At 71.5% G+C, this 22,898-nt stretch carries 23 protein-coding genes; 10 read left to right on the top strand and 13 right to left on the bottom strand.

Features of this window, described 5'->3' with window-relative positions:
* Nucleotides 1-72 precede the first annotated feature (72 nt).
* Nucleotides 73-576, top strand: a complete 504-nt coding sequence (locus ACZ561_RS02840) for an FBP domain-containing protein (RefSeq protein WP_470988815.1) — start codon at nt 73-75, stop codon at nt 574-576.
* A 48-nt stretch (nt 577-624) separates the two neighbouring features.
* Here the strand turns inward: ACZ561_RS02840 and ACZ561_RS02835 are convergent, their stop codons facing one another.
* The gene (locus tag ACZ561_RS02835; protein ID WP_470988814.1) at nt 625-1,830 is read right to left on the bottom strand and encodes an acyl-CoA dehydrogenase family protein; all 1,206 of its coding nucleotides are present in this window, start codon (nt 1,828-1,830) and stop codon (nt 625-627) included.
* 137 nt (nt 1,831-1,967) lie between these two features.
* Between ACZ561_RS02835 and ACZ561_RS02830 the strand changes: the two genes are divergently transcribed.
* From ACZ561_RS02830 to ACZ561_RS02810, 5 genes are all read left to right on the top strand, one after another.
* Nucleotides 1,968-3,143, top strand: coding sequence for a CaiB/BaiF CoA transferase family protein (locus ACZ561_RS02830; protein WP_470988811.1), 1,176 nt, complete (start codon nt 1,968-1,970; stop codon nt 3,141-3,143).
* Nucleotides 3,144-3,211: 68 nt separating this feature from the next.
* The gene (locus ACZ561_RS02825) at nt 3,212-3,877 is read left to right on the top strand and encodes a GntR family transcriptional regulator (protein ID WP_470988808.1); all 666 of its coding nucleotides are present in this window, start codon (nt 3,212-3,214) and stop codon (nt 3,875-3,877) included.
* 102 nt (nt 3,878-3,979) lie between these two features.
* Nucleotides 3,980-4,537, top strand: a complete 558-nt coding sequence (locus tag ACZ561_RS02820) for a 3'-5' exonuclease (protein WP_470988806.1) — start codon at nt 3,980-3,982, stop codon at nt 4,535-4,537.
* A 92-nt stretch (nt 4,538-4,629) separates the two neighbouring features.
* Nucleotides 4,630-5,868, top strand: coding sequence for a glycoside hydrolase family 64 protein (locus tag ACZ561_RS02815; RefSeq protein WP_470988803.1), 1,239 nt, complete (start codon nt 4,630-4,632; stop codon nt 5,866-5,868).
* Nucleotides 5,869-5,954: 86 nt separating this feature from the next.
* Nucleotides 5,955-6,611 carry a CBS domain-containing protein gene (locus ACZ561_RS02810; protein WP_470988801.1) on the top strand — a complete coding sequence of 219 codons (657 nt, stop codon included), beginning with the start codon at nt 5,955-5,957 and terminating at the stop codon, nt 6,609-6,611.
* A gap of 56 nt (nt 6,612-6,667) precedes the next feature.
* Here the strand turns inward: ACZ561_RS02810 and ACZ561_RS02805 are convergent, their stop codons facing one another.
* The 6 genes from ACZ561_RS02805 to ACZ561_RS02780 all read right to left on the bottom strand — a co-directional run bounded on the left by ACZ561_RS02805 (nt 6,668) and on the right by ACZ561_RS02780 (nt 11,921).
* Nucleotides 6,668-6,967 (bottom strand): DUF1876 domain-containing protein, encoded by a 300-nt coding sequence (locus ACZ561_RS02805; RefSeq protein WP_362016706.1) that lies wholly within the window; start codon nt 6,965-6,967, stop codon nt 6,668-6,670.
* A gap of 109 nt (nt 6,968-7,076) precedes the next feature.
* Nucleotides 7,077-8,858 (bottom strand): bifunctional metallophosphatase/5'-nucleotidase, encoded by a 1,782-nt coding sequence (locus ACZ561_RS02800; protein WP_470988798.1) that lies wholly within the window; start codon nt 8,856-8,858, stop codon nt 7,077-7,079.
* A gap of 173 nt (nt 8,859-9,031) precedes the next feature.
* On the bottom strand, nt 9,032-10,000 hold the full coding sequence (locus tag ACZ561_RS02795; RefSeq protein ID WP_470988795.1) for an ion transporter: 969 nt from the start codon (nt 9,998-10,000) through the stop codon (nt 9,032-9,034).
* Nucleotides 10,001-10,094: 94 nt separating this feature from the next.
* Nucleotides 10,095-10,916: a maleylpyruvate isomerase family mycothiol-dependent enzyme gene (locus tag ACZ561_RS02790; RefSeq protein ID WP_470988793.1), complete on the bottom strand. Its 822-nt coding sequence runs from the start codon at nt 10,914-10,916 to the stop codon at nt 10,095-10,097.
* A gap of 16 nt (nt 10,917-10,932) precedes the next feature.
* Nucleotides 10,933-11,490 carry a hypothetical protein gene (locus ACZ561_RS02785; RefSeq protein ID WP_470988791.1) on the bottom strand — a complete coding sequence of 186 codons (558 nt, stop codon included), beginning with the start codon at nt 11,488-11,490 and terminating at the stop codon, nt 10,933-10,935.
* Nucleotides 11,487-11,921: a PadR family transcriptional regulator gene (locus tag ACZ561_RS02780; RefSeq protein WP_470988789.1), complete on the bottom strand. Its 435-nt coding sequence runs from the start codon at nt 11,919-11,921 to the stop codon at nt 11,487-11,489. The genes ACZ561_RS02785 and ACZ561_RS02780 overlap by 4 nt, the downstream gene beginning before the upstream one ends.
* A 274-nt stretch (nt 11,922-12,195) precedes the next feature.
* Between ACZ561_RS02780 and ACZ561_RS02775 the strand changes: the two genes are divergently transcribed.
* Nucleotides 12,196-14,214 carry a serine/threonine-protein kinase gene (locus ACZ561_RS02775; RefSeq protein WP_470988786.1) on the top strand — a complete coding sequence of 673 codons (2,019 nt, stop codon included), beginning with the start codon at nt 12,196-12,198 and terminating at the stop codon, nt 14,212-14,214.
* A gap of 37 nt (nt 14,215-14,251) precedes the next feature.
* On the opposite strand, the gene ACZ561_RS02770 is transcribed toward ACZ561_RS02775, so the two are convergent.
* From ACZ561_RS02770 to ACZ561_RS02750, 5 genes are all read right to left on the bottom strand, one after another.
* A complete protein-coding gene (locus tag ACZ561_RS02770) occupies nt 14,252-14,962 on the bottom strand; it encodes a phosphatase PAP2 family protein (RefSeq protein WP_470988783.1) in 711 nt (236 codons plus the stop codon).
* Nucleotides 14,959-16,272: a diacylglycerol/lipid kinase family protein gene (locus tag ACZ561_RS02765; RefSeq protein ID WP_470988780.1), complete on the bottom strand. Its 1,314-nt coding sequence runs from the start codon at nt 16,270-16,272 to the stop codon at nt 14,959-14,961. Before ACZ561_RS02765 ends, ACZ561_RS02770 begins: the two co-directional genes overlap by 4 nt.
* A 194-nt stretch (nt 16,273-16,466) precedes the next feature.
* Entirely contained in the window at nt 16,467-17,360 is an 894-nt protein-coding gene (locus tag ACZ561_RS02760) for a hypothetical protein (protein ID WP_470988777.1), read from the bottom strand.
* A 28-nt stretch (nt 17,361-17,388) separates the two neighbouring features.
* Nucleotides 17,389-18,087, bottom strand: coding sequence for a VOC family protein (locus ACZ561_RS02755; protein WP_470988774.1), 699 nt, complete (start codon nt 18,085-18,087; stop codon nt 17,389-17,391).
* Nucleotides 18,088-18,257: 170 nt separating this feature from the next.
* Nucleotides 18,258-18,893 (bottom strand): LysE family translocator, encoded by a 636-nt coding sequence (locus ACZ561_RS02750; RefSeq protein WP_376430472.1) that lies wholly within the window; start codon nt 18,891-18,893, stop codon nt 18,258-18,260.
* Between the two features lie 132 nt (nt 18,894-19,025).
* Between ACZ561_RS02750 and ACZ561_RS02745 the strand changes: the two genes are divergently transcribed.
* The 3 genes from ACZ561_RS02745 to ACZ561_RS02735 all read left to right on the top strand — a co-directional run bounded on the left by ACZ561_RS02745 (nt 19,026) and on the right by ACZ561_RS02735 (nt 21,145).
* Nucleotides 19,026-19,922, top strand: coding sequence for an RNA polymerase sigma-70 factor (locus tag ACZ561_RS02745; protein WP_470988772.1), 897 nt, complete (start codon nt 19,026-19,028; stop codon nt 19,920-19,922).
* Nucleotides 19,923-20,040: 118 nt separating this feature from the next.
* Complete coding sequence (locus ACZ561_RS02740) at nt 20,041-20,787, top strand: SDR family oxidoreductase (protein WP_470988769.1); 747 nt, start codon at nt 20,041-20,043, stop codon at nt 20,785-20,787.
* A 169-nt stretch (nt 20,788-20,956) separates the two neighbouring features.
* On the top strand, nt 20,957-21,145 hold the full coding sequence (locus ACZ561_RS02735; protein ID WP_470988767.1) for a hypothetical protein: 189 nt from the start codon (nt 20,957-20,959) through the stop codon (nt 21,143-21,145).
* An 18-nt stretch (nt 21,146-21,163) separates the two neighbouring features.
* On the opposite strand, the gene ACZ561_RS02730 is transcribed toward ACZ561_RS02735, so the two are convergent.
* The gene (locus ACZ561_RS02730; RefSeq protein ID WP_470988764.1) at nt 21,164-22,888 is read right to left on the bottom strand and encodes an acyl-CoA dehydrogenase family protein; all 1,725 of its coding nucleotides are present in this window, start codon (nt 22,886-22,888) and stop codon (nt 21,164-21,166) included.
* Between the last annotated feature and the right edge of the window lie 10 nt (nt 22,889-22,898).

The following is a 22,898-nucleotide window of genomic DNA, read 5'->3' as shown; positions in this document are numbered from 1 at the left end:
GGGGCGGAGGCGGGCGGGGGCGGGGCGAAATCGGGATGCCCCGCCCCGCGGGGTCCGTGTACGGTCCACCGAGTGGAACCTCTCACCGACCAACAGATCCGCTCGTCGTTCGTGAACTGCACGAAGGGCGAGGCAAGCCGGCTCAGACTGCCGCTCGACTTCGCCGAACTCCCGTGGCAGGACCTCGACTTCCTCGGTTGGGTCGACCCGGGCGCCCCGCTGCGCGCCCATCTCGTCGTCCCCCGTGAGGACGGACCGCTCGGCATCACACTGCGGGTGCCCGCGACGAGCCGTACCAGCGCGGTCAAGTCCAGCCTCTGCCAGGTCTGTCTGACGGGGCACGCCTCCTCGGGCGTGACCCTGCTCGCGGCGCCGCTCGCCGGCAGCCGGGGCCGTGAGGGGAACACGGTCGGCATCTACGTCTGCGCCGACCTGGCGTGTTCCCTCTACGTCCGCGGCAAGCGGCAGCCCAAGCTGCGGGCCGGGCGCCCCGAGGAGTCGCTGACCGTCGAGGGGCGGATCCAGCGGATGACGATGAACCTGGACGCCTTCCTCACGAAGGTGACGGCCGGCTAGCGGGCCGCGTCGTCGTCAACCGTCCCGCCCGCCCCGGGGCGGCGTGGATCAGCGGAAGGCCTGCTCGCCCGTGAGTGCCTTGCCGATGACCAGGGAGTGGACCTCGCTGGTGCCCTCGTAGGTGAGCACCGACTCCAGGTTGTTGGCGTGGCGCATCACCGGGTACTCCAGTGTGATGCCGTTCGCACCCAGGATCGTCCGGCACTCGCGGGCGACGGCGATGGCCTCTCGTACGTTGTTGAGCTTGCCCACACTCACCTGCTCGGGGGTGAGGGTCCCCGCGTCCTTGAGGCGCCCCAGGTGCAGTGCGAGCAGCATCCCCTTGCCGAGTTCCAGGGACATGTCCGCGAGCTTCGCCTGGGTCAGCTGGTAGGAGGCGAGGGGCCGTTCGAAGACGATGCGGTCGCCCGCGTAGGAGATCGCCGTCTCCAGGCAGTCGCGAGCCGCTCCGAGGGCGCCGAAGACGATTCCGAACCGGGCCTCGTTCAGACAGCCGAGCGGCCCTGACAGGCCCCGCGCCTCCGGCAGCATCGCCTCCGCCGGCAGCCGTACGTCCTCCAGGACCAGTTCGCTGGTCACGCTCGCCCGCAGAGACAGCTTCTGCTTGATCTCCGGCGCGCTGAAACCGGGGGTGCCGGCGGGCACCAGGAAGCCACGAACGCCTTCGTCGGTGCGGGCCCAGACGACCGCGACATCGGCGACCGACCCGTTCGTGATCCACATCTTGGTGCCGTTGAGCACCCAGTCGCCACCGTCCCGCTTGGCGCGGGTGCGCATGGATCCGGGATCCGACCCCGCGTCCGGCTCGGTGAGCCCGAAGCATCCGATGTACTCGCCGGCCGCCATCCCGGGCAGCCACTGCTGCTTCTGCTCCTCCGAGCCGTACTTCCAGATCGCGTACATGGCGAGCGAGCCCTGGACGGAGACCAGGCTGCGCAGACCCGAGTCGACGGCCTCCAGCTCCAGACAGGCCAGACCGTACGCGACGGCGTTGGTGCCCGCGCAGCCGTAGCCCTCCAGGTGCATGCCGAGTACACCGATACCGCCCAGCTTCCGGGCGAGTTCGCGGGCGGGGATGGCGCCCTGCTCGAACCATTCGGCCAGGTGCGGGCGCAGCTCGCGGTCCGCCATCGCGCGGACGGTCCGACGGATCTCCCGCTCCTCGTCCGTCAGCAGTCCGTCGATCGCGAACAGATCGAAGGGGTGGACGGGGGACGACTTCGACGCGTTCGACGACTGCGGCGACGGCTTCACGGACGGCCTCCAGGCGGGTGCGGCTACTCGGCGTGCCGAAGCGTAGCGGGAGATCGGATTTTGGATCCAGTATTGAATATCTGATCTCTGATCCGTACGTTCCCCCTGGATCCGATCGCCGGGCGGAGGAGAGCGGTATGCACGCAGATCATCTGGGGGTGCCCGTTCCGGGCGCCCTGTCCGGGATCGTCGTCGCCGACTTCGGCCGGGTACTGGCGGGTCCGTACATGACGATGCTTCTGGCCGACCTCGGCGCCGACGTGATCAAGATCGAGCGGCCCGGCTCGGGGGACGACACGCGCGCGTGGGGTCCTCCCTTCGCCGACGACGAGGCCACGTACTTCCTCGGAGTGAACCGGAACAAGCGCTCCGTCGCCCTCGACCTGACCGACCCGGCGGACCGGGAGGCGGCACGGGCGATCGTCGACCGTGCCGACGTCCTGGTGGAGAACTTCCGCCCCGGCACGATGGAGAAGCTCGGCCTCGGGTACGAGGACGTACGGACGTCGAACCCCGGGCTCGTCTACTGCTCCGTGACCGGTTTCGGCGCGGCCGAGGGCGCCCATCTGCCCGGCTACGACCTTCTCGTCCAGGCCATGGGCGGGCTGATGAGCGTCACCGGCGAGCCCGGCGGGCAGGGTACGAAGGCGGGGGTGGCGCTGGTCGACGTGATCACCGGACTCCACGCGGGCCTCGGCGTCCTCGCCGCCCTGCGCCACCGGGAACGTACCGGAGAGGGTCAGCGTGTCGAGGTCTCGCTGCTCACCTCGCTGCTGTCCGCGCTCACCAACCAGTCGGCCGCGTACCTCGGCGCGGGGGTCGTGCCCCGCGCCATGGGCAACCGGCACCCCAGCATTGCCCCGTACGAGGTGTTCGAGGCGCAGGACCGGCCGCTCGTGCTCGCCGTGGGCAACGACCGCCAGTTCCGGACGCTCTGCGCACGGCTCGGGCTCGCCGATCTCGCCGAGGAGGCCCGGTTCGCCACCAACGCCGCCCGAGTCGCCCACCGCGAGGAGCTGCTCCGGGCCCTGGCGGGTCCGCTCGCCGAGCGGACCGCCGACAGCTGGTTCGAGGAGCTCACCGCGGCCGGCGTGCCCTGTGGGCCGATCAACGATCTCGCTGCCGCGTTCGACCTGGCGGAGCGTCTCGGCCTGGAACCCCGCGTCCCCGTCGAGGCGGCCGGCCCGGGCCAGGTCGTCCATCCGATCGCGTTCGGCGCGACCCCGCCCGTCTACCGCGCCGCTCCCCCGCGACTGGGCGAGCACACCGAGTCCCTCCTCACCGAGCTGGGACTTCTCCCCCGCAAGCCATAGGAAGATGTACGGATCCGGCGCCGCGGGACCGCGCGCCGGTCAGGGAAACGATGAAGGGGGCACAGGCGATGAGCAGCGCGGTGCAGAAGCGGCGGCCGCCGACCGCCCAGCAGTTCGTCCTCGAGGAGCTGCGGCGCGCCATCACCACGGGCGAGCTGCGGCCCGGCGACCAGATCCGCCAGGACGCGCTCGCCGCCCGGCTCGACGTCAGCCGGGTGCCGCTGCGCGAGGCCCTGAAGACCCTGGAGGCCGAGGGTCTCGTCGTGCACCACATCCACCGGGGGTATTTCGTCGCCGAGTTGTCCCTCGCGGATCTGGAGGAGATCTACCGGATCCGGGAGCTGCTCGAGACGGAAGCGGTGCGGCTGGCCGTCGTCCGCGGCGAGGACGGACTGGTCGCCACGCTGGAGAGGATCCAGCGGGAGGTGGAACGGGCGGCCGACGACGGGGATGTGACGGCGATGGCGGGGGCCAACCGCCGCTTCCACTTCACCCTGATCGAAGCGTCCGGAATGCCGCGCCTGGTCCGGCTCATCGGCACACTGTGGGACGCCACCGACGCCTACCGCTCGCTGTACTACACGGAGGTGCAGAACCGGGAGCTGGCCGTGCGCGAGCACCGAGCGGTCATCTCGGCGGTGCGCCACGGAGACGAGAGCGCCGCGGTGCGCGAGCTGAGCGATCACCGGGCGCACGCGGTCGCGGCTCTGCGGGAGGTCCTGGACCTGGAGTGAGACGGTGGCCGGGGGTGAGGCCGACTCGCCCGGGCAGACCGCCGTGGCCACCGGGCGGAAATCCGGATGACCGCTCCGTACCGTCCCTCTAGCCTCGACGTCATGGACCACGAACGCCTGCTGAACATCGTCGACGTCGAGGCGACCTGCTGGGAGGGGAAGCGGCCGCCCGGAGCGGTGAGCGAGATCATCGAGATCGGTCTCACCGTCGTCGATCTGGACGCGGGCGAACGCATCGGCCGGCACCGCGTGCTCGTCAAACCCGCGCGTTCGACGGTCAGTTCGTTCTGCACGGAGCTGACCGGTCTCACGCAGGCGGAGGTGGACACCGGTCTGGACTTCGCCGCCGCCTGCCGGCTGCTCGCCGTCGAGCACGCCAGCGGGGCCCGCCCGTGGGCCAGTTGGGGCGACTACGACCGCAATCAGTTCACGCACCAGTGCCGGGTGACGGGTACGGAGTACCCCTTCGGGCACCGTCACACCAATGCCAAGGCGGTCTTCACCGAGGCGAACGGCCTGGCCAGACGCCCTGGCATGGCCCGCGCGTTGGAGATCGCGGGGATCCCGCTGGAGGGCCGCCACCACCGGGGCGAGGACGACGCCTGGAACATCGCGGCGCTCGTTCTGCGGTTGAACGAGCGCGGCTCCTGGCCCGCCTGAACCGTTCAGAAGGTTGACAGGGCCATCACATCCTCACCATTCTGAGAGCGCTCTCAGCTTCCTCATGACCCCCACCCAGAGGAGCCCTCCCCATGCCTTCCCGCCATCGACGCAGGCTCGCGCTGCTCGCACCGGTCACCGCCGCCGCCCTCGTCGGCACCGCAGTGGCCGTCGCGGGGCCCTCCCCCACGGTCCAGGCGGCCGGCGCCGACCCCGCCGCCGCGCCGGCCGCCGTCCCCGCCACGATCCCGCTCACCTTCACGAACAACTCACGCCGCGGTGAGCCGGTGTACGTCTACAACCTCGGCACCGAACTCTCCACCGGCCGCCAGGGCTGGGCCGATGCGAACGGCACCTTCCACCCCTGGCCCGCCGGGGGATCCGTCCCCGTCCCCGCGCCCGACGCGTCCATCGCCGGCCCTGCGAACGGCGGGTCCATGACGATCCGTCTGCCGAAGTTCTCCGGACGGATCTACTTCAGCTACGGCCAGAAGCTCGTCTTCAAGCTCGCGACGGGCGGCCTCGTCCAGCCCGCCGTACAGAACCCCAGCGACCCCAACCGGAACATCCTCTTCAACTGGTCCGAGTACACGCTCAACGACTCCGGACTCTGGATCAACAGCACCCAGGTCGACATGGTCTCGGCCCCGTACGCCGTCGGCGTCAAGCGTCCCGACGGGAGCGTCGCCACGACGGGCCGGCTCAAGCCCGGTGGCTACAAAGGCTTCCTCGACGCGCTCAGGGGCCAGCCCGGCGGCTGGGCGGGCCTCGTCCAGACCCGGAGCGACGGAACCGTCCTGCGGGCCCTCGCCCCCGGCCACGGCATCGAGGCCGGCGCACTCCCGGCCGGTGTCATGGACGACTACATCAACCGCGTCTGGACCAAGTACGCCGGCTCGACGCTGACCGTGACCCCCTTCGCGAACCAGCCGTCGGTGAAGTACTACGGCCGGGTCTCCGGGAACGTCATGAACTTCACGAACAGCTCGGGCGCCGTCGTCACCTCCTTCCAGAAGCCCGACTCGGACAGCGTCTTCGGCTGCTACAAGCGGCTCGACGCCCCGAACGACCAGGTCCGGGGCCCCATCTCCCGTACCCTCTGCGCCGGATACAACCGCTCCACCCTGCTCACCAACCCCAACCAGCCGGACACCACGTCCGCCGGCTTCTACCAGGACGCGGTGACCAACCACTACTCGCGCAAGATCCACGCACAGATGACGGACGGCAAGGCGTACGGCTTCGCCTTCGACGACGTCGGCGCGCACGAGTCCCTGGTGCACGACGGCGACCCGCGACAGGCGTACGTGACACTCGACCCGTTCGACTGACCTCCCGCCGTCCCGAGCTCCTGCACCTGCTCCCGCTCCGCGTGAGGGATCATGGACGAAGGAGCCAAGAAGGGACGGAACCGACCATGCGGAACCGCAGTGTGGCCGACCTGATGACGCCGACCGCGGTGGCCGTGCAGCCGGGGACGTCGTTCAAGGAGATCGCGCGACTGCTCGACGAGTACGGCATCACGGCGGTGCCGGTGGTCGACGAGGACAATCGGCCGGTCGGTGTGGTGTCCGAGGCGGATCTGCTGCGCCGCCACACCGCCAAGGGCGGGCCGAGCACCGCGGGGGCCATGATGTCCAGCCCCGTGGTGGTGGCCCGCCCTTCCTGGACGGCGATCGAGGCGGCCCGGCTCATGGAGCGGCACCGGGTGAAGCGGCTGCCGGTGGTGGACGCCGGCGGGCAGCTCATCGGAGTGCTGAGCCGGAGCGATCTGCTCCAGCTGTTCCTGCGGCGCGACCGTGCCATCCAGGAGGAAATCCTGGAGGACGTGGTCATGCGCATCCTGGAGATCTCCCCCGCCGCGCTCCACATCGACGTCGACGAGGGTCGCGTGACGCTCAGCGGCACGCTGGAGCGCAAGAGCATCGCGCCGGTCCTCGTCCGACTCTGCGAGAGCGTGGACGGCGTCGTGGAAGTCGTGGACCGGCTGTCCTACGAGGACGACGATCAGGACAGGAGCGACCGCGATGCTCCGGTGGCCGAGGCCGGGAGCGAGGCTCCGCCCCTTCCCTGACAGCGGAGCGGGCCCGTCGGCAGGACTCCGACGGGCCCGGTCCTGCGGCGGTCCCGCTACGAGACCGCCTCGGGCCAGCCGTATCCGGGACCGGTGTGCTGGGGTACCGTCCCCGCGCCCACCGCTTCCATCTCACGGTTGGCCTCTCGCATCAGCTGGCCTGCCAGGTCCTTCATGGCCCGGCTGGCGGCGAGCTCGTCGCCGATGGCCGGAACATCCACGTCCGACGGGTTGCACCGTGCGCTGCCGTGGCCGGTGAGGGTCGACGTGCCAGTGTTCAGATGCGCCTCGGCCTTGGTCCTGCCGTCCTCTTCGACCAGTTCCAGGCCGACCGTCCACTCAAGGGTCCGTGTCATGGTCTGCCTCCTCGCACCGTCGGGACGCGTGAGACCGCCGTGCGTCCCTTCCTACTCCCAGGATCCATCCACGCGCGCGTGGGCGCGCGGCGACGACCGCTCGATCACGTCAGCTCTTGATGCGGACGCGGTTCAGCGGCGCCGGGGAGATCGTCCTGTGGGCCCTGAGGTAATCCACGAAGCTCTCGTGATCGGCACCGGTGCGGACCGCGGCGGTGTGGCCGGCGAAGGCGCCGTAGCCGTCGGCTCCGATGACCGTGTACGCGAGGGCGGCGACCCGGTAGGTGCGCGCGTGATCCAGCGGCCGGCCGTTGATCAGCACGTCGCGGGGTGAGACGCGGTCGCCGACCGGGCGCGCCGGGTCGTACGTGTACGCGACGTTCCGGGAGACGGCGAGCGGGGCGTACTTCACCGACCCGTCGGCCTGCTTCTGCCACTGCTGCTCAAGGATCGCGTCCAGCTGACGTCCCTTCACTCCGACGGTGAGCACCGGGTTCCCGTAGCCGTAGACGTTCCAGGACTCGCCGAACAGGACGCGGCCGTCCGCGTCGCCCGGGAGGTTCCCCTTGGCGTACGGCAGGTCGCCGCGGACGGCGCTGCTGCCCTTCGCGGGGCGCGCGGCGATCAGTGCCAGATCGGCCTGCCCCTGGCGGGTGCGGTTGGCGTTCCAGTACTGCACGTCGGCGTACAGGTCGGCTGCGGTGCTCTCCCCCGCGGCGTTGGACGTACGGGTGAAGGAGCCGGTCTGCTTGGCGAGCGGTTCGGCGGAGCGCTGGGCTCCGCGCGCGGCCCAGTGGTCGACGATCTTCTGGACGTCGCGGTCGGGCGCCACGTCGCGCGTCACGGCATGGTTGACGGACCGGGTGCGGTTCCTCAGGACCTCGCCCGTCCTCGGATCGAGGGCCAGGGTGATCTCGCTGATCAGTGCTCCGTGGTTGCCCGCTTCCACGACCGGGCGCGGCACGCCGGCCGGGTCGGGCACCATGCAGTTGAAGCGGGAGTGCCAGTCTCCCGTGACGACCGCGTCGATCTCGGGTGTGACCTTCTTCGCCAGCTCGATCACCGGCCCGTAGGCGGAGTCGCACTCGTCGTAGCCGGAGGTCGCGGCGGACTTGGGCGAACCGCCTTCGTGCACGTTGAGGACGATGGCCTCGACTCCGCGGCGCTTGAGCTCCTTGGTGTAGCGATCGATGGTCCGTGCCTGGTCGAGTGCGCGCAGTTGCGGCTGGTAGGACGTCGAGCCGGTGACGGCGGCCTCCATCGTGGTGCTGATGAAACCGACCGGGACGCGCTTGCCGCCGGCGGGGAACCATTCGATGCGGTACGGATCCACGACCGGGCGTCCGGTCTGCGCGGAGACGATGTTGCCGGACTGGAAGTCGAAGTCGGCACCGTGGAAGCGGCGTCCGGTGGAGTCCGTGAAGCAGCTGTCCACGCCGATCCTGCCGAAGCACCGGCCCTCTTCCATGTGCTTGACCAGGAAGTCCGGGGACACATCCAGTTCGTGGTTGCCCACGGCCGAGAAGCGCAGCCCCAGCTTGTTGAGGACCTCGATGGTCGGTTCGTCCTGGAAGGCGTCCACTTCGAAGGGCCAGCCGGCGAAGCTGTCCCCGGTGGAGAAGAAGACGGAGTTGGGGTGGTCCGATCGCAACCGCTTGAGGTGGGTCGCGAGATAGGCGGCACCGCCCACGGTGACCGAGGTGCCGCGGCCCGCGGGAATGGTTCCACCCTGCCCGGCGGTGGGCGGCTGCAGATAGCCGTGGAAGTCGGTGATGCTGAGGAGTTGGACATCGACGGCATCGTCGGCGGCGGCCGGTGAGACGGAGAGCGTGCCGCCGAGGAGGGCGGTGCCCGCGGCGATGACGCCGATCCGGCGAAGGACGTTTCTCAAGGCGATGACTCCTTCGGAGTGGGACGAGCACACTCATCTCAGCTCCGTCCGATGTCATGGCCATGAACGTCGTACTGCGCTCCAAGGCATGGGGAATGACCGCTTCAGCGAGGCGGGGTCCTGGGTGTGGAGGACGGGAACGCAGGTTGGCCGGAGGCCCAACTGCCGTGGTCTCAGGCCCCGAATCGGGTCTCGTCGACGGCTGGCGGTTCGTCCACGCGCGCGTGAGCACGCGGTGGCGGCAGGGACGAGAGAGCCGACTCCACGTCGTCGAGAGCGCGCCGGGCCGCGGTGATCCGGTCCCGCAGGCGTTCCGCGTGGACGGCCCCGTCGACCGCCCCTTCGACCGCCTCTGCGTCGTCGCGCATCGCCTCGGCCGCTTCCTCCTTCTCCGTCTCCGCCTTCTCGATCTCGCGGGCCTCCTCCAGTGAGTTGATGACGACGCCGATCAGCACGTTCACGAGGACGAAGGAGGCGATGAGGACGTACGAGACGTAGTAGAGGAAGCTCCAGCGGGAAATCTGCAGACCCTCGCGGACCGCGTCACCGAGCCCGTCGAGCGTCATCAGGAGGAAGAGGGTCAGCACGGCCCGGCCGATGGATCCGAAGTGCTGGGGGTCGTGCCCGGCGAAGAAGACCCAGCCCACCATCGCGTACACATAGAGCAGCAGCGCGCCGACCAGCAGGAAGCTGACGGTACCGGGCAGGCTGCGGCCGACGGCGACCAGGACGATCCGCAGCTGGGGCAGGAACCGGGCCGCGCGCAGCACGCGGGCGAGCCGCAGCAGGCGCAGGACCGTGGAGTTCTCGCGCGCCGCGGGGACGAACGCGGTCAGGACCACGACGAGATCGAAGACGTTCCAGGGGTCGCGGAAGAAGTCCCGTGGTCGGACCGCGTGGACGCCGAAGCGCAGGAGCATCTCCGTCGTGAAGGCCGCCAGGAAGAGGTGCTCGACCAGTTGCAGCTCGGCGTGGAACCGGGCGGTGACGCCCGCGTACGTCTCCACGCCGAGCACCGCGGCGTTGCCGAGGATGAGGAGGAAGACCGCGGTGGCGAACCAGCGGGCCTCGGTGATCTCACGACACCGTTCCGCCAACCGGACCCGGTGGCTGCCGCCCGCCACGGCGGACTGATCGGACATGCCGACGCTCCTCGATTCGTTGAACCATGCTCATGAGTTCCAACGGCGAGGAGGTGTAACGGTTCTGGGTGCGGGGCGGCACCCCCGTTCCGGGTCAGGGGGCGGTGAAGAGGCGGGGGAAGCGGGGGCCGAGCCAGGGCTTGCGTCCCCAGCTGAGCGCCCGGCCGGTGGCGATGACGCCCCAGGGATCGGTCCGTCCGAGGCCGAGCAGCAGGAAGGCGACCGGCTCGGTGAGGATCGTGCAGTCCGGCTGTGCCGGCGGCTCGGCCGTGACCCGCACCGCGTTGTCGGCGACGGTCACTCCGAAGCGGGATCCGCCCCACAGGCGCACGGTGAAGCGGGCGGTGAGGCCGTCCACGGCGGCGGGGTCGACGACCCGGGGCATGGCGGTGATCATGAACGGCAGCGTCAGCTCGACCCGGGCCCGATCGAGCATATGAGGCCTGCCGAGGGCCAGCGCGAGGTCGTAGCCGTGACCCAGCATGTGGGTGAGCAGGTACGAACCGAGCGCGGCGGGTCCCATCGGGCCCAGGGGCGTGTCGAGCGCCTGATCGGGGGAACGATCCTCGATCGCCGTGAGAAAGGCCTCCGCCTGGTCGGTGATCATCTCGGCCAGGGGCCGGGCCGCCCGCTCGTCGAAGGCGGCGAGGACCACTTCGTTGGCCGCGGCCAGGCTCTGCGGGGTCCCGTCGCCGTGGGTGCGCGGGTGTCCCGCGGCGATCGCCGCCATCAGCTCGTTGGCCTGCGCCAGGTGAGCGGCGGCCTCCCCGACGGTCCATGTGGAGCGGGGCACGGGCAGTCCGGTGTCGGTGTCCTCGCGCAGCACGCCGGCGATGTCCGCGGCGGTCTCGCGTATCGCTTCGCCGAGCCCTTCGGGCAGCACGCCCCGAGACCGACCGTCCGGCGCTCCCACCATGCTCGTCTCCCTCGGCTCAGGACTCCTTCGGCGGCGTGGCGCGCCGTTCGGCGACAAGGTACGCGATGCCCGGGAGCGTGAGCAGGGCGGTGCCCCACAAGGGCTGAGCGAAGAGCGCCTCGTCCCCGGTCAGCCTGTCCGTGAGGAAGAGGACGGGAAATCCGACGACGAGCGTCACGACCCAGCCCTTGCGGAAACCGAGGGAGCCTCGGCGAAGTTCCAGGAGTACGGTGACGAGGCCGATGCTCAGCCAGAAGGCCAGCCGCCCCATGGTGATGTCCACGACCGTCGTCCAGTGGATGAGGTGCGAGAACAGCAGCAGCATGCCGACGACGAACGGAATCAGTGCCGCCATCCTCAGCACACGACGGTGCAGCGGCATCCGCGCCCTGGCCCAGGACGCGGCGAAGGCCTTGACGTCCCGGCCGACGACGTCCTGCGGGGTGCGGCCGGCCGCCGCGGCGTCCTCCAGGTGGGCGGTCAGTTCGGCGAGCATCTCGCGCAAGGATGCGTCGTCGATGCCCCGGTACTCCCAGTTGCTGCGGCAGACCGCGATCACGCGCTCGTTCGTCATGGTGTCGTTTCCCCCGTGGGTCGTTCGGTCTCGGTCGTCACGGTCGGCTGCTTCGTCCCGGCCGGCAACAGTGTCCCGGCCATGCCGGCGAGAATCAGGTCGGCCTGTGTGGCGAACTCCCGCCACACCGCCCTCCCGTGGTCCAGTTCGGCCCGGCCTGCCTCGGACAGCCGGTAGTACTTGCGCGGCGCCCCGCCACTGGACGACGGGGCGCGGTAGGACTCGACGAGCCCCGCGCGCTCCATCCTGGCCAGCAGCGGGTAGATGCTGCCCTCACTCACGAGCTCGAGCCCGCTCTCGGTCAGCGCCTCCACGAACTCGTAGCCGTAACGGGGCCGTTCGGCGATGAGTGACAGCAGGCACAGGTCGAGCACGCCGCGCAGAAGCTGGCTGCGCCGTTGGTCACCGACCGTCGGCAGCTCCTTTGTCATGCGGTGCATGATAGTCGCCGACTACCTTGCACCACAAGATATTCCGCGTCCGCTCCGTGGTCCGGGTCGCGTCGGCTCGTCCACTCAAATGAGGCCGACCATGGCCGGGGGCCGGCCGCCGCGTTCACCGGCAGGCTCCACGGCGACGCGTGCGACGCATGATGGACCGTCAGGCCTTCGCTCCGGCCCGCCCTCCGTCTCCACGGCTGTTCGAACACCGCTAGGGTTTCCGCCAGTCATACGACAGACAGCTGAGCACCACGGGGGCGGGAACGTGCAGACGGGTACGGGGACGAGTTCGGAGACGTTCCAGCCGCTCGGGGACGACGATCCGCGCACCGTCGGGGCCTACCGCCTCGTCGCACGGCTCGGAGCCGGCGGCATGGGGCGTGTCTACCTCTCGTACACGCCCGGCGGGCGACCCGTCGCCGTGAAGGTCATCCGCCCGGAGCTGGCGGACGACCCCGACTTCCGCGAACGGTTCCGCCAGGAAGTCACCAATGCCCGTCGCGTACAGGGCGTGTGCACCGCCCCGGTCCTCGACAGCGACACCGAGGGCCCCACGCCCTGGCTGGCCACCGCCTACGTTCCCGGGCCCTCGCTCGCGGAGGCCGTCAAGCGGCACGGCCCGCTGCCCATGTCCACGGTGCTGCTGCTGACGGCGGGGGTCGCGGAGGCGCTCCAGGACATCCACCGGGTCGGGATCGTTCACCGCGACCTCAAGCCGTCGAACGTCCTGCTCGCCCTCGACGGGCCCCGCGTCATCGACTTCGGTGTGGCGCGCGCCGCGGACGCCACCGCCCTGACCCACAGCGGGTCCGCCATCGGAACGCCCGCCTTCATGGCACCCGAGCAGGCGCTCGGAGGGGAGATCACCGGGGCGGCGGACGTGTTCGCGCTCGGCCAGATCGCGGCGTTCGCCGCGACCGGCGTGGGCGCCTTCGGCGACGGACCCTCCCACGGGATCCTGTACCGCATCGTCCACGAGCAGCCCCAGCTCGGTGAACTTCCCGACGAGATAACCGAGTTGGTGGCCGGGTGCCTGCGCAAGGTGGCCTCCGAGCGGCTCACCCCGGCCGATGTCATCCGGCTGTGCGCCGCCGCCGAGCCGGACCGCGGCCTGCGACGCTCCGACAGCTGGCTCCCGGCGTCGGTGGCGGGGCAACTCGCCCAGCACGCCGTCCGCGAGCCGGAGCCGGAGCAACCGGAGCCGGGCCGACCGGAGCAGGCGCGGGCCGCGCAGGGACGGCCCGCGCAGGCGCGCCCCGAGCAGGCGCGGCCGACTCCCGCCCCGGAGGACACGATGGCCCTGCGCCTCCCCCACCCGGGCGCTGCCCCGCGACCCGGCGTGGCTCCCCTGCCCGCCCCGTCCGCCGTCCCGGGTGGCGAGACCGCCGGCGTCTTCGGACCGACGTCCCCCGGTGTTCCGGCGCCCGGCTCCGCCTCGGGCCTCCCCGCCGGTGCGTTCGGCGGGCCGGCCTCCGCGGGTGTCTCGCCGTACGCTGCTCCGACCGATCCCGGCCGCCCGGGCTCCGAGCCGCAACGTCGTACCAAGCGGCGGGGGCTGGTCACGGCCGGGGCGGTCGTCCTGACCGCCGCCACGGTCACCGGGGCGCTGTTCCTGTCAGGCGTCCTGCGCCCCGGCGAGCGTGCCGATGAGGCGAACGATCAGGTGGGGCATGGTTCGAGCCCGTCGGCGGAGCAGCACCCGACCGGTACCGGCGGGCCGTCGGCGCCGCCGTCGAAGAGCCCGGAGGCGTCCGCCTCGGCGTCCCCCACCCCGTCCGCCACCACCCGTACCGCCCCTCCCGCGTCCGCCGAGCCGACGGCGTCACGGCCGCCGACCGCCTCGACCAAGCCGTCGGCCACCACGGCCCCGCAGCCGCCCGCCACCACGTACGGCGGCATTCGGATGAGGACCAAGCAGGACCTGTATCTGGCCGACCGGCCCGTACGGGCCAAGGCCGACGCGGGCACCATCGACGAGGACCTCACGTACGCCGTGTACTCCTCCGGCGCCGTCGTGGCTCCCGGCTCCACCAGTCGGAGCCAGCTGACCCGGCTCGCGCCCCGCGCCGCGGGGACGCTGGACTCGTGTCTCGCACAGACCGGCAGCGAGAAGTACCTCTGGGTCAAGGACCTTGCCGTCGGCGACCGGCTGTGCCTGATCAGCGGCACCGGCCACGTCGGTCTCATCACCTTCCGGGGCACCGCGCCCTCGCCGGGCGCGACGGACTACATCACCGTGGACGTGAAGGTCTGGCGCGACGCGGCGAATCCGGTGGGGGGCTGACCGGCGGCACCGGTCGGCACCCTGCCGGGCCGCTCCCTCATACGATGCCCAGGCGGCCCACCAGCCCGCCGTGGGCGAGCACCGTCCCGTCGGCGGGCCGGACCGTGGTCCAGGACGCCCCGACGGCAAGGACCGTGGCAGCGCTCGCGACGCCGAGGACCGCGCCCGCGGCCACATCGCCGGGATAGTGCACTCCGGTGTGGACGCGGGAGTAGCCGACGGCACTCGCCAGTACGCCGAGCGGTACCGCGGCCACGGGCAGGACGACTCCGACGGCGGTGGCGAAAGCGACGGCCGAGGCGGTGTGTCCGGAGGGGAACGAGGCCGAGGCAGGCATGGGGACGTGCCGGCCGACGGCCACCCGGGCCGCCTCCCGGTCGGGGCGGCTCCGACGGACCACACGCTTGCCGACCAGATTGGCCACGGCCGAGGCCACGGCGATCGCCCCGACCCCCGCGAGCGCCGCCCGCCGGGGGCGTCCCGGGACGACGGCGAGCGCGGCGGCGACGCTCAGCGAGATCTTGGAGTGGTCGGCCGCCGTGGACAGCCGTCGCAGCCCGGTGTCGAGCGTGGGGGTGGGCGTCGCGGCCACCGCCGCGTACACGGCTCCGTCGACGACGCGCAGGTCGTGGAGCGCGGCGGAGATGCTCCGCCGCAGGGCCCGTGGCCCGCGCCGCCCGGGCGTGCCGACGGGGGCGCCGACCGGGGCGCCGCCCCCCGTGGTCTCCTCCTCCCGTGGGGGCCTCATCGTGCACGTCCCAGGGCGAGTGCGGTGACCCACCGCCAGTTCAGGGGCGAGCTCGGTGCCACGGTCCCGGGCCGGTGGCGGGGGACGAGGACGCGCAGGGCACGCGGACGGACGGTGCAGACGACCGGCGTGGGCAGGTTCAGTGCCTCGCCGTCCACCGCGACGGGGACGGTGTCCGTTCCGGCCGTGACGTCCACCCGGCGCGCCGTCAGGAGGTTGAGTCCCTGGGAGCGCCGTCCCCGCACGGCGAGGTCGGCCGCATGGGCCATGCCCTCCACACGGAGGCCGATCACACCGAGCTTCCCGCGGTCGAGCCGAGTCCGGAGGCCCGTGGCCATCAAGTCCGGTGCGGCATAGGGGTTGTTCGTCACCAGGATCGCCTGCTGTCCGGCGAGCTGCTTCTCACCGGCGGTCGCGTCGAGGCGCCGGCTGCTTTCCTGGAGCAGATCGGGCAGGAGATTGAGGATGGTCTCCGCCTTCGCATCGCGGTACTCGGGACGCTGCACGATGTCCGCGTACACCCCGAACGACACGGTGTTGACGAAGGGCCGCCCGCTGACGAACCCCAGGTCGATCCGGAGTTCCTCACCGTCGGTCAAGGCGTCCAGACACCGGGACGGGTCCGTCCGGTCGAGGCCGAGGTCCATGGCGAAGTGGTTGCGCGTACCGGCGGAGATCACCAGGAAGGGCAGATCGTGCTCGGCGGCCACCCCGGCGACCAGCGCCTGGGTGCCGTCACCGCCCGCCACCCCGAGCAGATCGGCTCCGCCTGCGACGGCCTCGCGGGCCAGCGCCTCCACGTCGGTCCCGCCCTGGGTGTCGAGGAGATGCACCGTGGCGCCCATCTCCTCGGCGCGCTCCACGAGTCCGAAGCGGCCGACCTTTCCTCCCCCGGACTTCGGGTTCATGATCAGGACAGGCTTGCGGGGCAGCGGCCGGGCCTTGCCGCGCATCACGTAGGCCTTGCCCGTGGCGCGCATCGCGGCCCGCGCGCAGATCAGGGCCAGGCCGTACAGTGCGAGGGCGATGAGTGCGTTGCCCCAGACGCCCTTCTGGATGTAGTGGATCAGTACGCCGACGGGTGCGGCGACCGCGATCAGCGCGCCGAGCAGCCGGAGCGGTCCCCGGCCGGCGAGCAGCCACCACAGTCCGACTGCGGTGACGACGAAGCCGCCGAGCCCGGTCAGCAGGACGATCGGCCCAGCCTTGCCCAGCGCCAGGAACAGCACGACGACCGCCGCTGCGATCGCGAGCAGCGCGCAACGTGCCAGGAGCCGGGCCGCTCCCCTGTGCCGTCCGGAACCACGCACCGGTACCACCTCCTGTCCCAGCCTCCCCCACTCGGCCCTGTCCGGCTCCCCGGACGGCGCCGTTAGGGAGACGTTATCCCGTGCCGAATTCCCCGTGTGGCCCAACGGCCCGACACGGGCTCCGCCCTTCAGCGGTGGACGATCGCCTGACGCGAGGGCTGAACCGCGCGGCCGGTGGCGCTCCTGACGGGACATCAATCGGCCGACCGTTCCGCCTTGCTCCTCGCCCGGTCGGCGGCACGGTGCGCGTCCCTTGCCGCGCGGCCGGCTTCCTTCACGGCCTTCTCGGCCTCGGCCGCCGCGTCCTGGGCCGCGCGTTTCTCCTGCTTGGCCTCCTTCAGCCGCCGTTCCAGCTCGGTGACGCTCTCGCCCGCCGCGGCGACATCGTGAAGCACCGCACTGCGCTCTTCTTCGGCCGCGTGCAGCGCCTCGTCGCGGGCGCGGGCCTCCGCGGCGGCTGCCTCGGCCTCCGTACGATCCTGCTCCCGCCTTTCGCGGCGTTCCGCGTCCGCCTCGCGCTGCCGCTTGGCCGCGGGCTCCGAAGGCTTCGCGGCCTTCGGAGACTTCGCAGGCTTCGCGGGCTCCGGTCGGGGAGCTGTGGCCTCTGGGACGATCCCGCCGAAGCCGACCGGCACCTCGGGTGCCCTGACGAGCCGGCCCGTCGCCCACTGCTCGGCGATGCCGGGGTCGGCGAGGACGGCGTGGAAGATCTGCTCGACGTCGTGGAGGACCGCGTCGCTCACCGGGTGTCCGACGTCCCGCGCCGGTCCGGCGGCCTCGCGGGCGAGCGCGGCGACCACCTTGTGCCGCTGCCCGCTCGCTTCCCGCATCTTCGCCGGGTCGAGCGTGCGGTGGGCCTCCCGGAGGGTCTCGCCGAGCGCGAGCAGGCGATCGACGTCCGCCGGCCGTGCCCGTACGAAGAGATTCGACACCCACGCCGCCGTCGTCGGCCGCCGCAGGCCCGAGACCGCCTTCGCCGCATCCGCCTCGCCCGCCGTGCGCGCCTCGGCGACGTACGCGTCGCGGGCGGCGGTGAACTCCTCGGGCAGCAGCCCGTACAACTCCTCGATGACCTGCTCGACGTCCACGCCTCCACTATCCGCCGGTCGGCGCCGTTTACGGCGTAGGACGTGCCCGCCCCGGCGGGCCCGCCGCACCGACGCAGGCTTCATTGCCCTCGGGATCGGCGAGCACCCAGTGCGACGGCGCGTGGGCGTCGGTCACCAGTCGGCCGCCGACCGCGATCGCCGCCGCTATCCGCTTCTCGGCGAGGTCGTAGGGCACCCAGACGTCGACGTGGACCCGGTTGCGCTGCGGGCGCGGTGCGTCCATCTGCTGGAAGTAGAACGGCGCCCCGCGGCGCTGCGGGTCGATCAGGTCCTCAGGGCTGTTGGCACGGTCCTCGTATCCGAGCAGGGCGCGCCAGAACGCCACGACCTCCGGTCCCGCGAGGGCGTCGACGGTGACCTGTACGGTCTGCACGGCGGACGGGTCGGAGGGTATGCGCAACGTGCGGGCCACCGCGGAGATCTGCCTCGCCAGCTCGACATCCCCCTCGGTCAGGCCGTAGTAGTCGCCCGCGATCGTGATCAGTCGCACGGTCACCCCCGCGAACCTCAGGTCGACGTCGGGGTGTCCGTCTCCGACACCGGGCAGCTCGCTGATCGCCCGTACGAGCTCCGCACCCGCCGCGAGCGATCCCGTACGGAAGTACGCGCACGCCCCCTCGCCCAGCACGCGCCAGTCCTCGAGGCCCGCGGTCTCATGGAACTGCTGCGGCCTGATCCGTCCGGTCTTCGCCTCTCCATCGGTCATGCGCTCAACCTAGCGCGAGGCACCGACAACGCCCGGCCTCCGCCCGGCACTTCCGGTGCTGATCCCCGCACCGGCTGCGGCCCGGGACACGCACGTTTGCGCCGCGACGGCGTCGGCGAACGCGCGAGTTTCGAGGGCGCGGGCTCCGGGGGATTCGAGCCCCGCCGCCGTCAGTCGGTGAGTGCCAGACGGACCGCGAAGGCCGCGATGACCGTGCCCGTCACCCGGTCGAGGATCCTGCGGGCGCGCGGCTTGCGCAGCCAGGTGCCGAGGGCGGACGCGGAGGCGATCAGGACGGTCGACCAGATCATGCCGAGCGTGATGTGGACGGCGGTCAGCAGCACTCCCGTCGTGAAGTGGGGAGCGCCTTCGGGGATGAACTGGGGCAGGACGGCGACGTAGAAGACGCCCACCTTGGGGTTGAGGAGGTTGGTCAGGGTCCCTTGGCGCCAGCCGCCGGAGAGGGTGTCGACCCCCGTGAGCTGCTGCTCCGGATCGATCTCCGCGCGCCGGCCGCGGAAGGTGTCGACGATCATGCGACCGGCCATCCACAGCAGGTATGCGGCGCCGGCCCAGCGGAGGATCTCGTAGGCGAGGTGCGAGGCGGTCAGAAGCGCCGTCACCCCGAGGGAGGTCAGCGTGCCCCAGATGAGCGTGCCGGTCTGGATGCCCAGGACGACCCCCCAGGCACGGGTGCGGCGGCCGAGGGCGGCGGTACGCAGGACGAGGGCCGTGTCGAGGCCGGGGGTGAGTGTCAGGAGTCCGACGACGAGAGCGAAGGACCACAGCGCGGTGCTCATTGCCATGGAAGATCACGATAGAGGGCGGCTGCGCTACCCTCTGCGGCGCGGTGGCCCGTAGGCGGCGGTCGGTAACCGGTGAGTTCCCCTCCGAGCCGTGAGCGGTACTCTCCTCCGCGCCTCTGGAAGGCTGGGGGCATGACGTCAGGAACCGCCGAGGAGTTCACCTCCCACCGACCCAGGCTGTTCGGCCTGGCCTACCGCCTGCTCGGGTCGGCCGAAGAGGCGGAGGACACCGTGCACGACGCGTATCTGCGGTGGAGCGGCGTGGATCGGGCAGCGATCGAGCACCCCGGTGCCTGGCTCGCCAAGGTCGTCACCAACCTCTGTGTCAACCGGCTCACTTCGGCCCGTGCACGACGTGAGCAGTACGTGGGGCCGTGGCTGCCGGAGCCGGTGTTCACGCGGGACGGCGCACTCGGTCCCATGGAGTCCGCCGAGCAGCGCGACGCCGTGTCGACGGCGCTCCTGCTGCTGCTGGAGCGGCTCACCCCGACGGAGCGTGCGGTCTACGTCCTGCGTGAGGCGTTCGGCTACACCCATCGGGACATCGCCGGGGTGCTCGACCTGAGCGAGGCCAACTGCCGCCAGACGTACCGCCGGGCGGTCCAGCGCGTGGCGACGCCCGAGGCCCGCTTCACTCCGGCGGTCCAGCGGCGGCAGGAGCTCGTCGATTCCTTCGTCAGGGCGGCGCGCGAGGGCGATCTGGCAGGGCTGGAGAAGCTGCTCGCCGAGGACGTCATCTGGTGGAGCGACGGCGGCGGCAAGGTCACCGCAGCCCGCCGGCCTCTGGTCGGCCGGGACACGGTCATGCGCTTCCTGGCGGGCGTCCTGCCGCGTTTCCCGGACGGCTCCGCTCTCGTGGGCGCCGAGGTCAACGGTGCGCCTGCGGTGGTGGCGCATGTCGGGGACCTGCTCGTCGCCGTCGTCTCGTTCGAGCTGCGGGACGCCGCCGCCGCCCAGGTGCGAGTCGTGATGAACCCGGAGAAACTCACCTTCGCGGGGCGGCAGTTCACCGCCTCGCCGACGGCGTGACCGGCGGGTGAGCACGGTCACACAGGAGGCTGTCACATACCCGGGGGCTCACCGGTTCTCAGCGGATGACGGGTGCTCCATCGGGGGGCGCCCGCTCAGCGAAGGGACGACACCCACGATGACCACCATCCTGGTGACCGGCGGCACCGGAACCCTCGGCCGGCTCGTCACCGAGCGGCTGCGCTCCGCGGGAGAGCACGAGGTGCGCGTCCTCAGCCGCCGTTCCCGGCCATATGCCGTGGACCTGCGCGAGGGCACGGGGCTCGCCGAGGCCGTGTCGGGCGTGGACACGATCGTGCACTGCGCGAGCTCGCCGCGTGGCGGCGACGAGCAGGCGGCACGCCATCTGATCGAGGCGGCGCGCGAGGCGGGCGTGCGGCATCTGGCGTACATCTCGATCGTCGGAGTCGACCGGGTGCCTCTCGGCTACTACCGGACCAAGCTCGCCGTCGAGCGGATGATCGAGGAGTCGGGGCTCGGCTGGACCGTCCTGCGTACGACGCAGTTCCACGACCTGGTGCTGCGGGTCCTGGAGGCCTCGGCGACGCTGCCGGTCATGCTGCTCCCGGCGGGAGTCGCCGACCAGCCGATCGAGGTGTCGGAGGTCGCGGCCCGGCTGGCCGAGCTCGCCTCAGGGGCGCCCGCGGGGCGCGTACCGGACATGGGCGGCCCCGAGGTCCACGCGCTTCCGGAGCTGGCCCGGTCCTATCTGCGAGCGAGCGGACGACGGCGCCCGCTCCTGAACGCCCGCCTGGTGGGGAGGGCGTACGGCGGGTTCCGCGCCGGGGGGCATCTGACGCCGGAGCGAGCCGTGGGCACGGTCACGTTCGACCAGTTCCTGAAGGGGCGCTTCCCCTCGGCCTGACGGCGGGCGGCCGGACCGATCCGCGCCGGAGCCGAGGTGTGCGGCGAGGACGACGACGATCCACGGTTCGGGTGGCCGCCGCGGGGCTCGCGGTCGACGAGGACGCCGGACTCCACCAAGCGGACGAGGCACCGTTCGTCGCCCCGTACAACTGCGCCGTCTCGACCGGATGCTTCCTTGGCCCACGACCGAGCCGCCGCACCGGGTCGGCGCCGCCGGTGTCGTCCCCGTGCTCATGGCGGGGAACCTCCGGCGACGCGGCCACACCGCCCACGGCAGGAGAAACGCCTGCGTCGCGGGCCACGTCGGCGACTACCCCCTCGCTCAGCAGGCGGTCCCGGACGGGACCGCCTGCTGAGCGAGGGGTGAGGGCGCGTTACGGCGCCATCTCGTAGGTGCCCGACAGCGCCTCGACGCGCTGCCAGACCCGGCGCGAGCGTGCCTCGTCGACGACCGGGCGCCGAACGGCTCCCAGCGCCCAGAGCTGCTGCTGCTCGGTGGCGGAGTCCTTGCCGTGCAGCTCGACGGCGTGGGCCGAGAAGTCCCGCACGAGGACGGCGAACAGCTCGTCGAGAACGTCCTCGTCGAGGTCCGTCAGGCGCGCCTGCTCCAGGACCAGCTGGCCGTGGACGACGAGCGCGAACAGCTGGCCGACGGCGAGGAGGAGGTCGAGGTCGCGGCTCTGCTCCTCGTCGGGCGCGGCGGTGAGGACGAACTCGCACAGCGCGTCGGCCTGCTCGCGGAAGCGGGCGACGTTCGCCACTCCGGCGTAGGCGTCGTACGCGGTTCGCCAGTCGTGGAAGCGGACGGATCCCAGACCGCGGGCCGGGCCCTGGCGGAAGAGGAAGGTGTCGTCGGCGTCGTCCAGGCGGGTCGGTACGGGCTCGTACGCCGCCGGGTCCAGCAGGTGGTTCCGCATGAACTTCAGGATCAGCGCCAGGTTGACGTGGACGGTGCCCTCGAGCTTCGGGAGGCCCCGGATCTCGACGGCGGCCTGGGCGAAGTAGTTGTCCTTCTCGAAGCCCTTGGCGGCGATGACGTCCCACATCAGGTCGATGACCTTCTCGCCCTCCGTGGTGACCTTCATCTTCGTCATCGGGTTGAAGAGGAGGTAGCGGCGGTCGTCGGGGCCGGCGGTGCGGAAGTAGTCGACGGCGCGGTCGCTGAACAGCTTCATGCCCACGAGGCGGACGTACGCGTCGGTCAGCTCGCGTCGCACGTGCGGGAAGGCGGTGACGGGGCGGCCGTAGAGGATGCGGTTCTGCGCGTGGGTGACGGCCTCGTACATCGCGTGCTCGCAGATGCCGATGGAGGCGGTGCACAGGTTGAACTTACCGACGTTGACCGTGTTGAGGGCGGCGTCGAAGGCGGCGCGGCCGGTGTGCAGGACGTCCTCCGCGGCCACCGGGTAGTCCTCGAGACGGAACTCGCTGACGTACTTCGACGAGTCGACGACGTTCTTGACGAGGTGGTACGCCGGGTGGCGGCTGTCGGCGGCGAAGAAGACATAGCCGTCGGGGCCTTCGACGTCGGTGCGGCGGCCGAAGACGGAGACGAGTCCGGCCGCGTTGCCGTTGCCGATGTAGTACTTGGACCCGGTCGCGCGGAAGCCGCCCGCGGCGTCGGGCTCCAGGAGCATGTCGGTGGAGTAGATGTCGGCGCCGTGGGACTTCTCGGAGAGGCCGAAGGCGAACACCTCACCCTGGGAGAGGAGTTCCGCGGCGCGGGCGCGGGCGGCGGCGTTGTCGCTCTGCCAGACCGGGCCGAGGCCGAGGATGGTGACCTGCCAGGCGTACCAGTAGTCGAGGCCGTAGAAGCCGAGGATCTCGTTCAGGGCGGCGATACGGGCGGTGTCCCAGCGCTTGTCCTGCTGCCCCTCGGCGGCGTCGGCGGAAGGCGTCAGGAAGGTCTCGAACAGTCCTTCCTTGGCGGAGAAGGCGAGGAAGTCCCCCAGCCAGGCCCGGGTGCGGTAGTCCTCGATCAGCCGGCGCTTGCCGCGCTCCTCGAACCAGTCGACGGTGGCGCGCAGCAGTCGGCGGGTCTCGGGGTCGAAGTGTGCCGGGTCGTAGGTGTGGGGGTTGAACAGCAGCGAGTCGGCCATGTGCTCCGTC

The sequence above is a fragment of the Streptomyces sp. NPDC039609 genome (assembly GCF_055596705.1).
This window is presented reverse-complemented; position numbering and strand designations above follow the sequence as displayed.

What these genes read in the sequence shown, in the direction of transcription:
- ACZ561_RS02740 (WP_470988769.1), top strand. Translation starts at nt 20,041, where the DNA reads ATGACCACCATCCTGGTGACCGGCGGCACCGGAACCCTCGGCCGGCTC.
- ACZ561_RS02780 (WP_470988789.1), bottom strand. Translation starts at nt 11,921, where the DNA reads ATGACAAAGGAGCTGCCGACGGTCGGTGACCAACGGCGCAGCCAGCTT.
- ACZ561_RS02770 (WP_470988783.1), bottom strand. Translation starts at nt 14,962, where the DNA reads ATGAGGCCCCCACGGGAGGAGGAGACCACGGGGGGCGGCGCCCCGGTC.
- ACZ561_RS02790 (WP_470988793.1), bottom strand. Translation starts at nt 10,916, where the DNA reads ATGGTGGGAGCGCCGGACGGTCGGTCTCGGGGCGTGCTGCCCGAAGGG.
- ACZ561_RS02810 (WP_470988801.1), top strand. Translation starts at nt 5,955, where the DNA reads ATGCGGAACCGCAGTGTGGCCGACCTGATGACGCCGACCGCGGTGGCC.
- ACZ561_RS02735 (WP_470988767.1), top strand. Translation starts at nt 20,957, where the DNA reads ATGCTTCCTTGGCCCACGACCGAGCCGCCGCACCGGGTCGGCGCCGCC.
- ACZ561_RS02745 (WP_470988772.1), top strand. Translation starts at nt 19,026, where the DNA reads ATGACGTCAGGAACCGCCGAGGAGTTCACCTCCCACCGACCCAGGCTG.
- ACZ561_RS02830 (WP_470988811.1), top strand. Translation starts at nt 1,968, where the DNA reads ATGCACGCAGATCATCTGGGGGTGCCCGTTCCGGGCGCCCTGTCCGGG.
- ACZ561_RS02755 (WP_470988774.1), bottom strand. Translation starts at nt 18,087, where the DNA reads ATGACCGATGGAGAGGCGAAGACCGGACGGATCAGGCCGCAGCAGTTC.
- ACZ561_RS02795 (WP_470988795.1), bottom strand. Translation starts at nt 10,000, where the DNA reads ATGTCCGATCAGTCCGCCGTGGCGGGCGGCAGCCACCGGGTCCGGTTG.
- ACZ561_RS02820 (WP_470988806.1), top strand. Translation starts at nt 3,980, where the DNA reads ATGGACCACGAACGCCTGCTGAACATCGTCGACGTCGAGGCGACCTGC.
- ACZ561_RS02805 (WP_362016706.1), bottom strand. Translation starts at nt 6,967, where the DNA reads ATGACACGGACCCTTGAGTGGACGGTCGGCCTGGAACTGGTCGAAGAG.
- ACZ561_RS02750 (WP_376430472.1), bottom strand. Translation starts at nt 18,893, where the DNA reads ATGGCAATGAGCACCGCGCTGTGGTCCTTCGCTCTCGTCGTCGGACTC.
- ACZ561_RS02785 (WP_470988791.1), bottom strand. Translation starts at nt 11,490, where the DNA reads ATGACGAACGAGCGCGTGATCGCGGTCTGCCGCAGCAACTGGGAGTAC.
- ACZ561_RS02825 (WP_470988808.1), top strand. Translation starts at nt 3,212, where the DNA reads ATGAGCAGCGCGGTGCAGAAGCGGCGGCCGCCGACCGCCCAGCAGTTC.
- ACZ561_RS02730 (WP_470988764.1), bottom strand. Translation starts at nt 22,888, where the DNA reads ATGGCCGACTCGCTGCTGTTCAACCCCCACACCTACGACCCGGCACAC.
- ACZ561_RS02815 (WP_470988803.1), top strand. Translation starts at nt 4,630, where the DNA reads ATGCCTTCCCGCCATCGACGCAGGCTCGCGCTGCTCGCACCGGTCACC.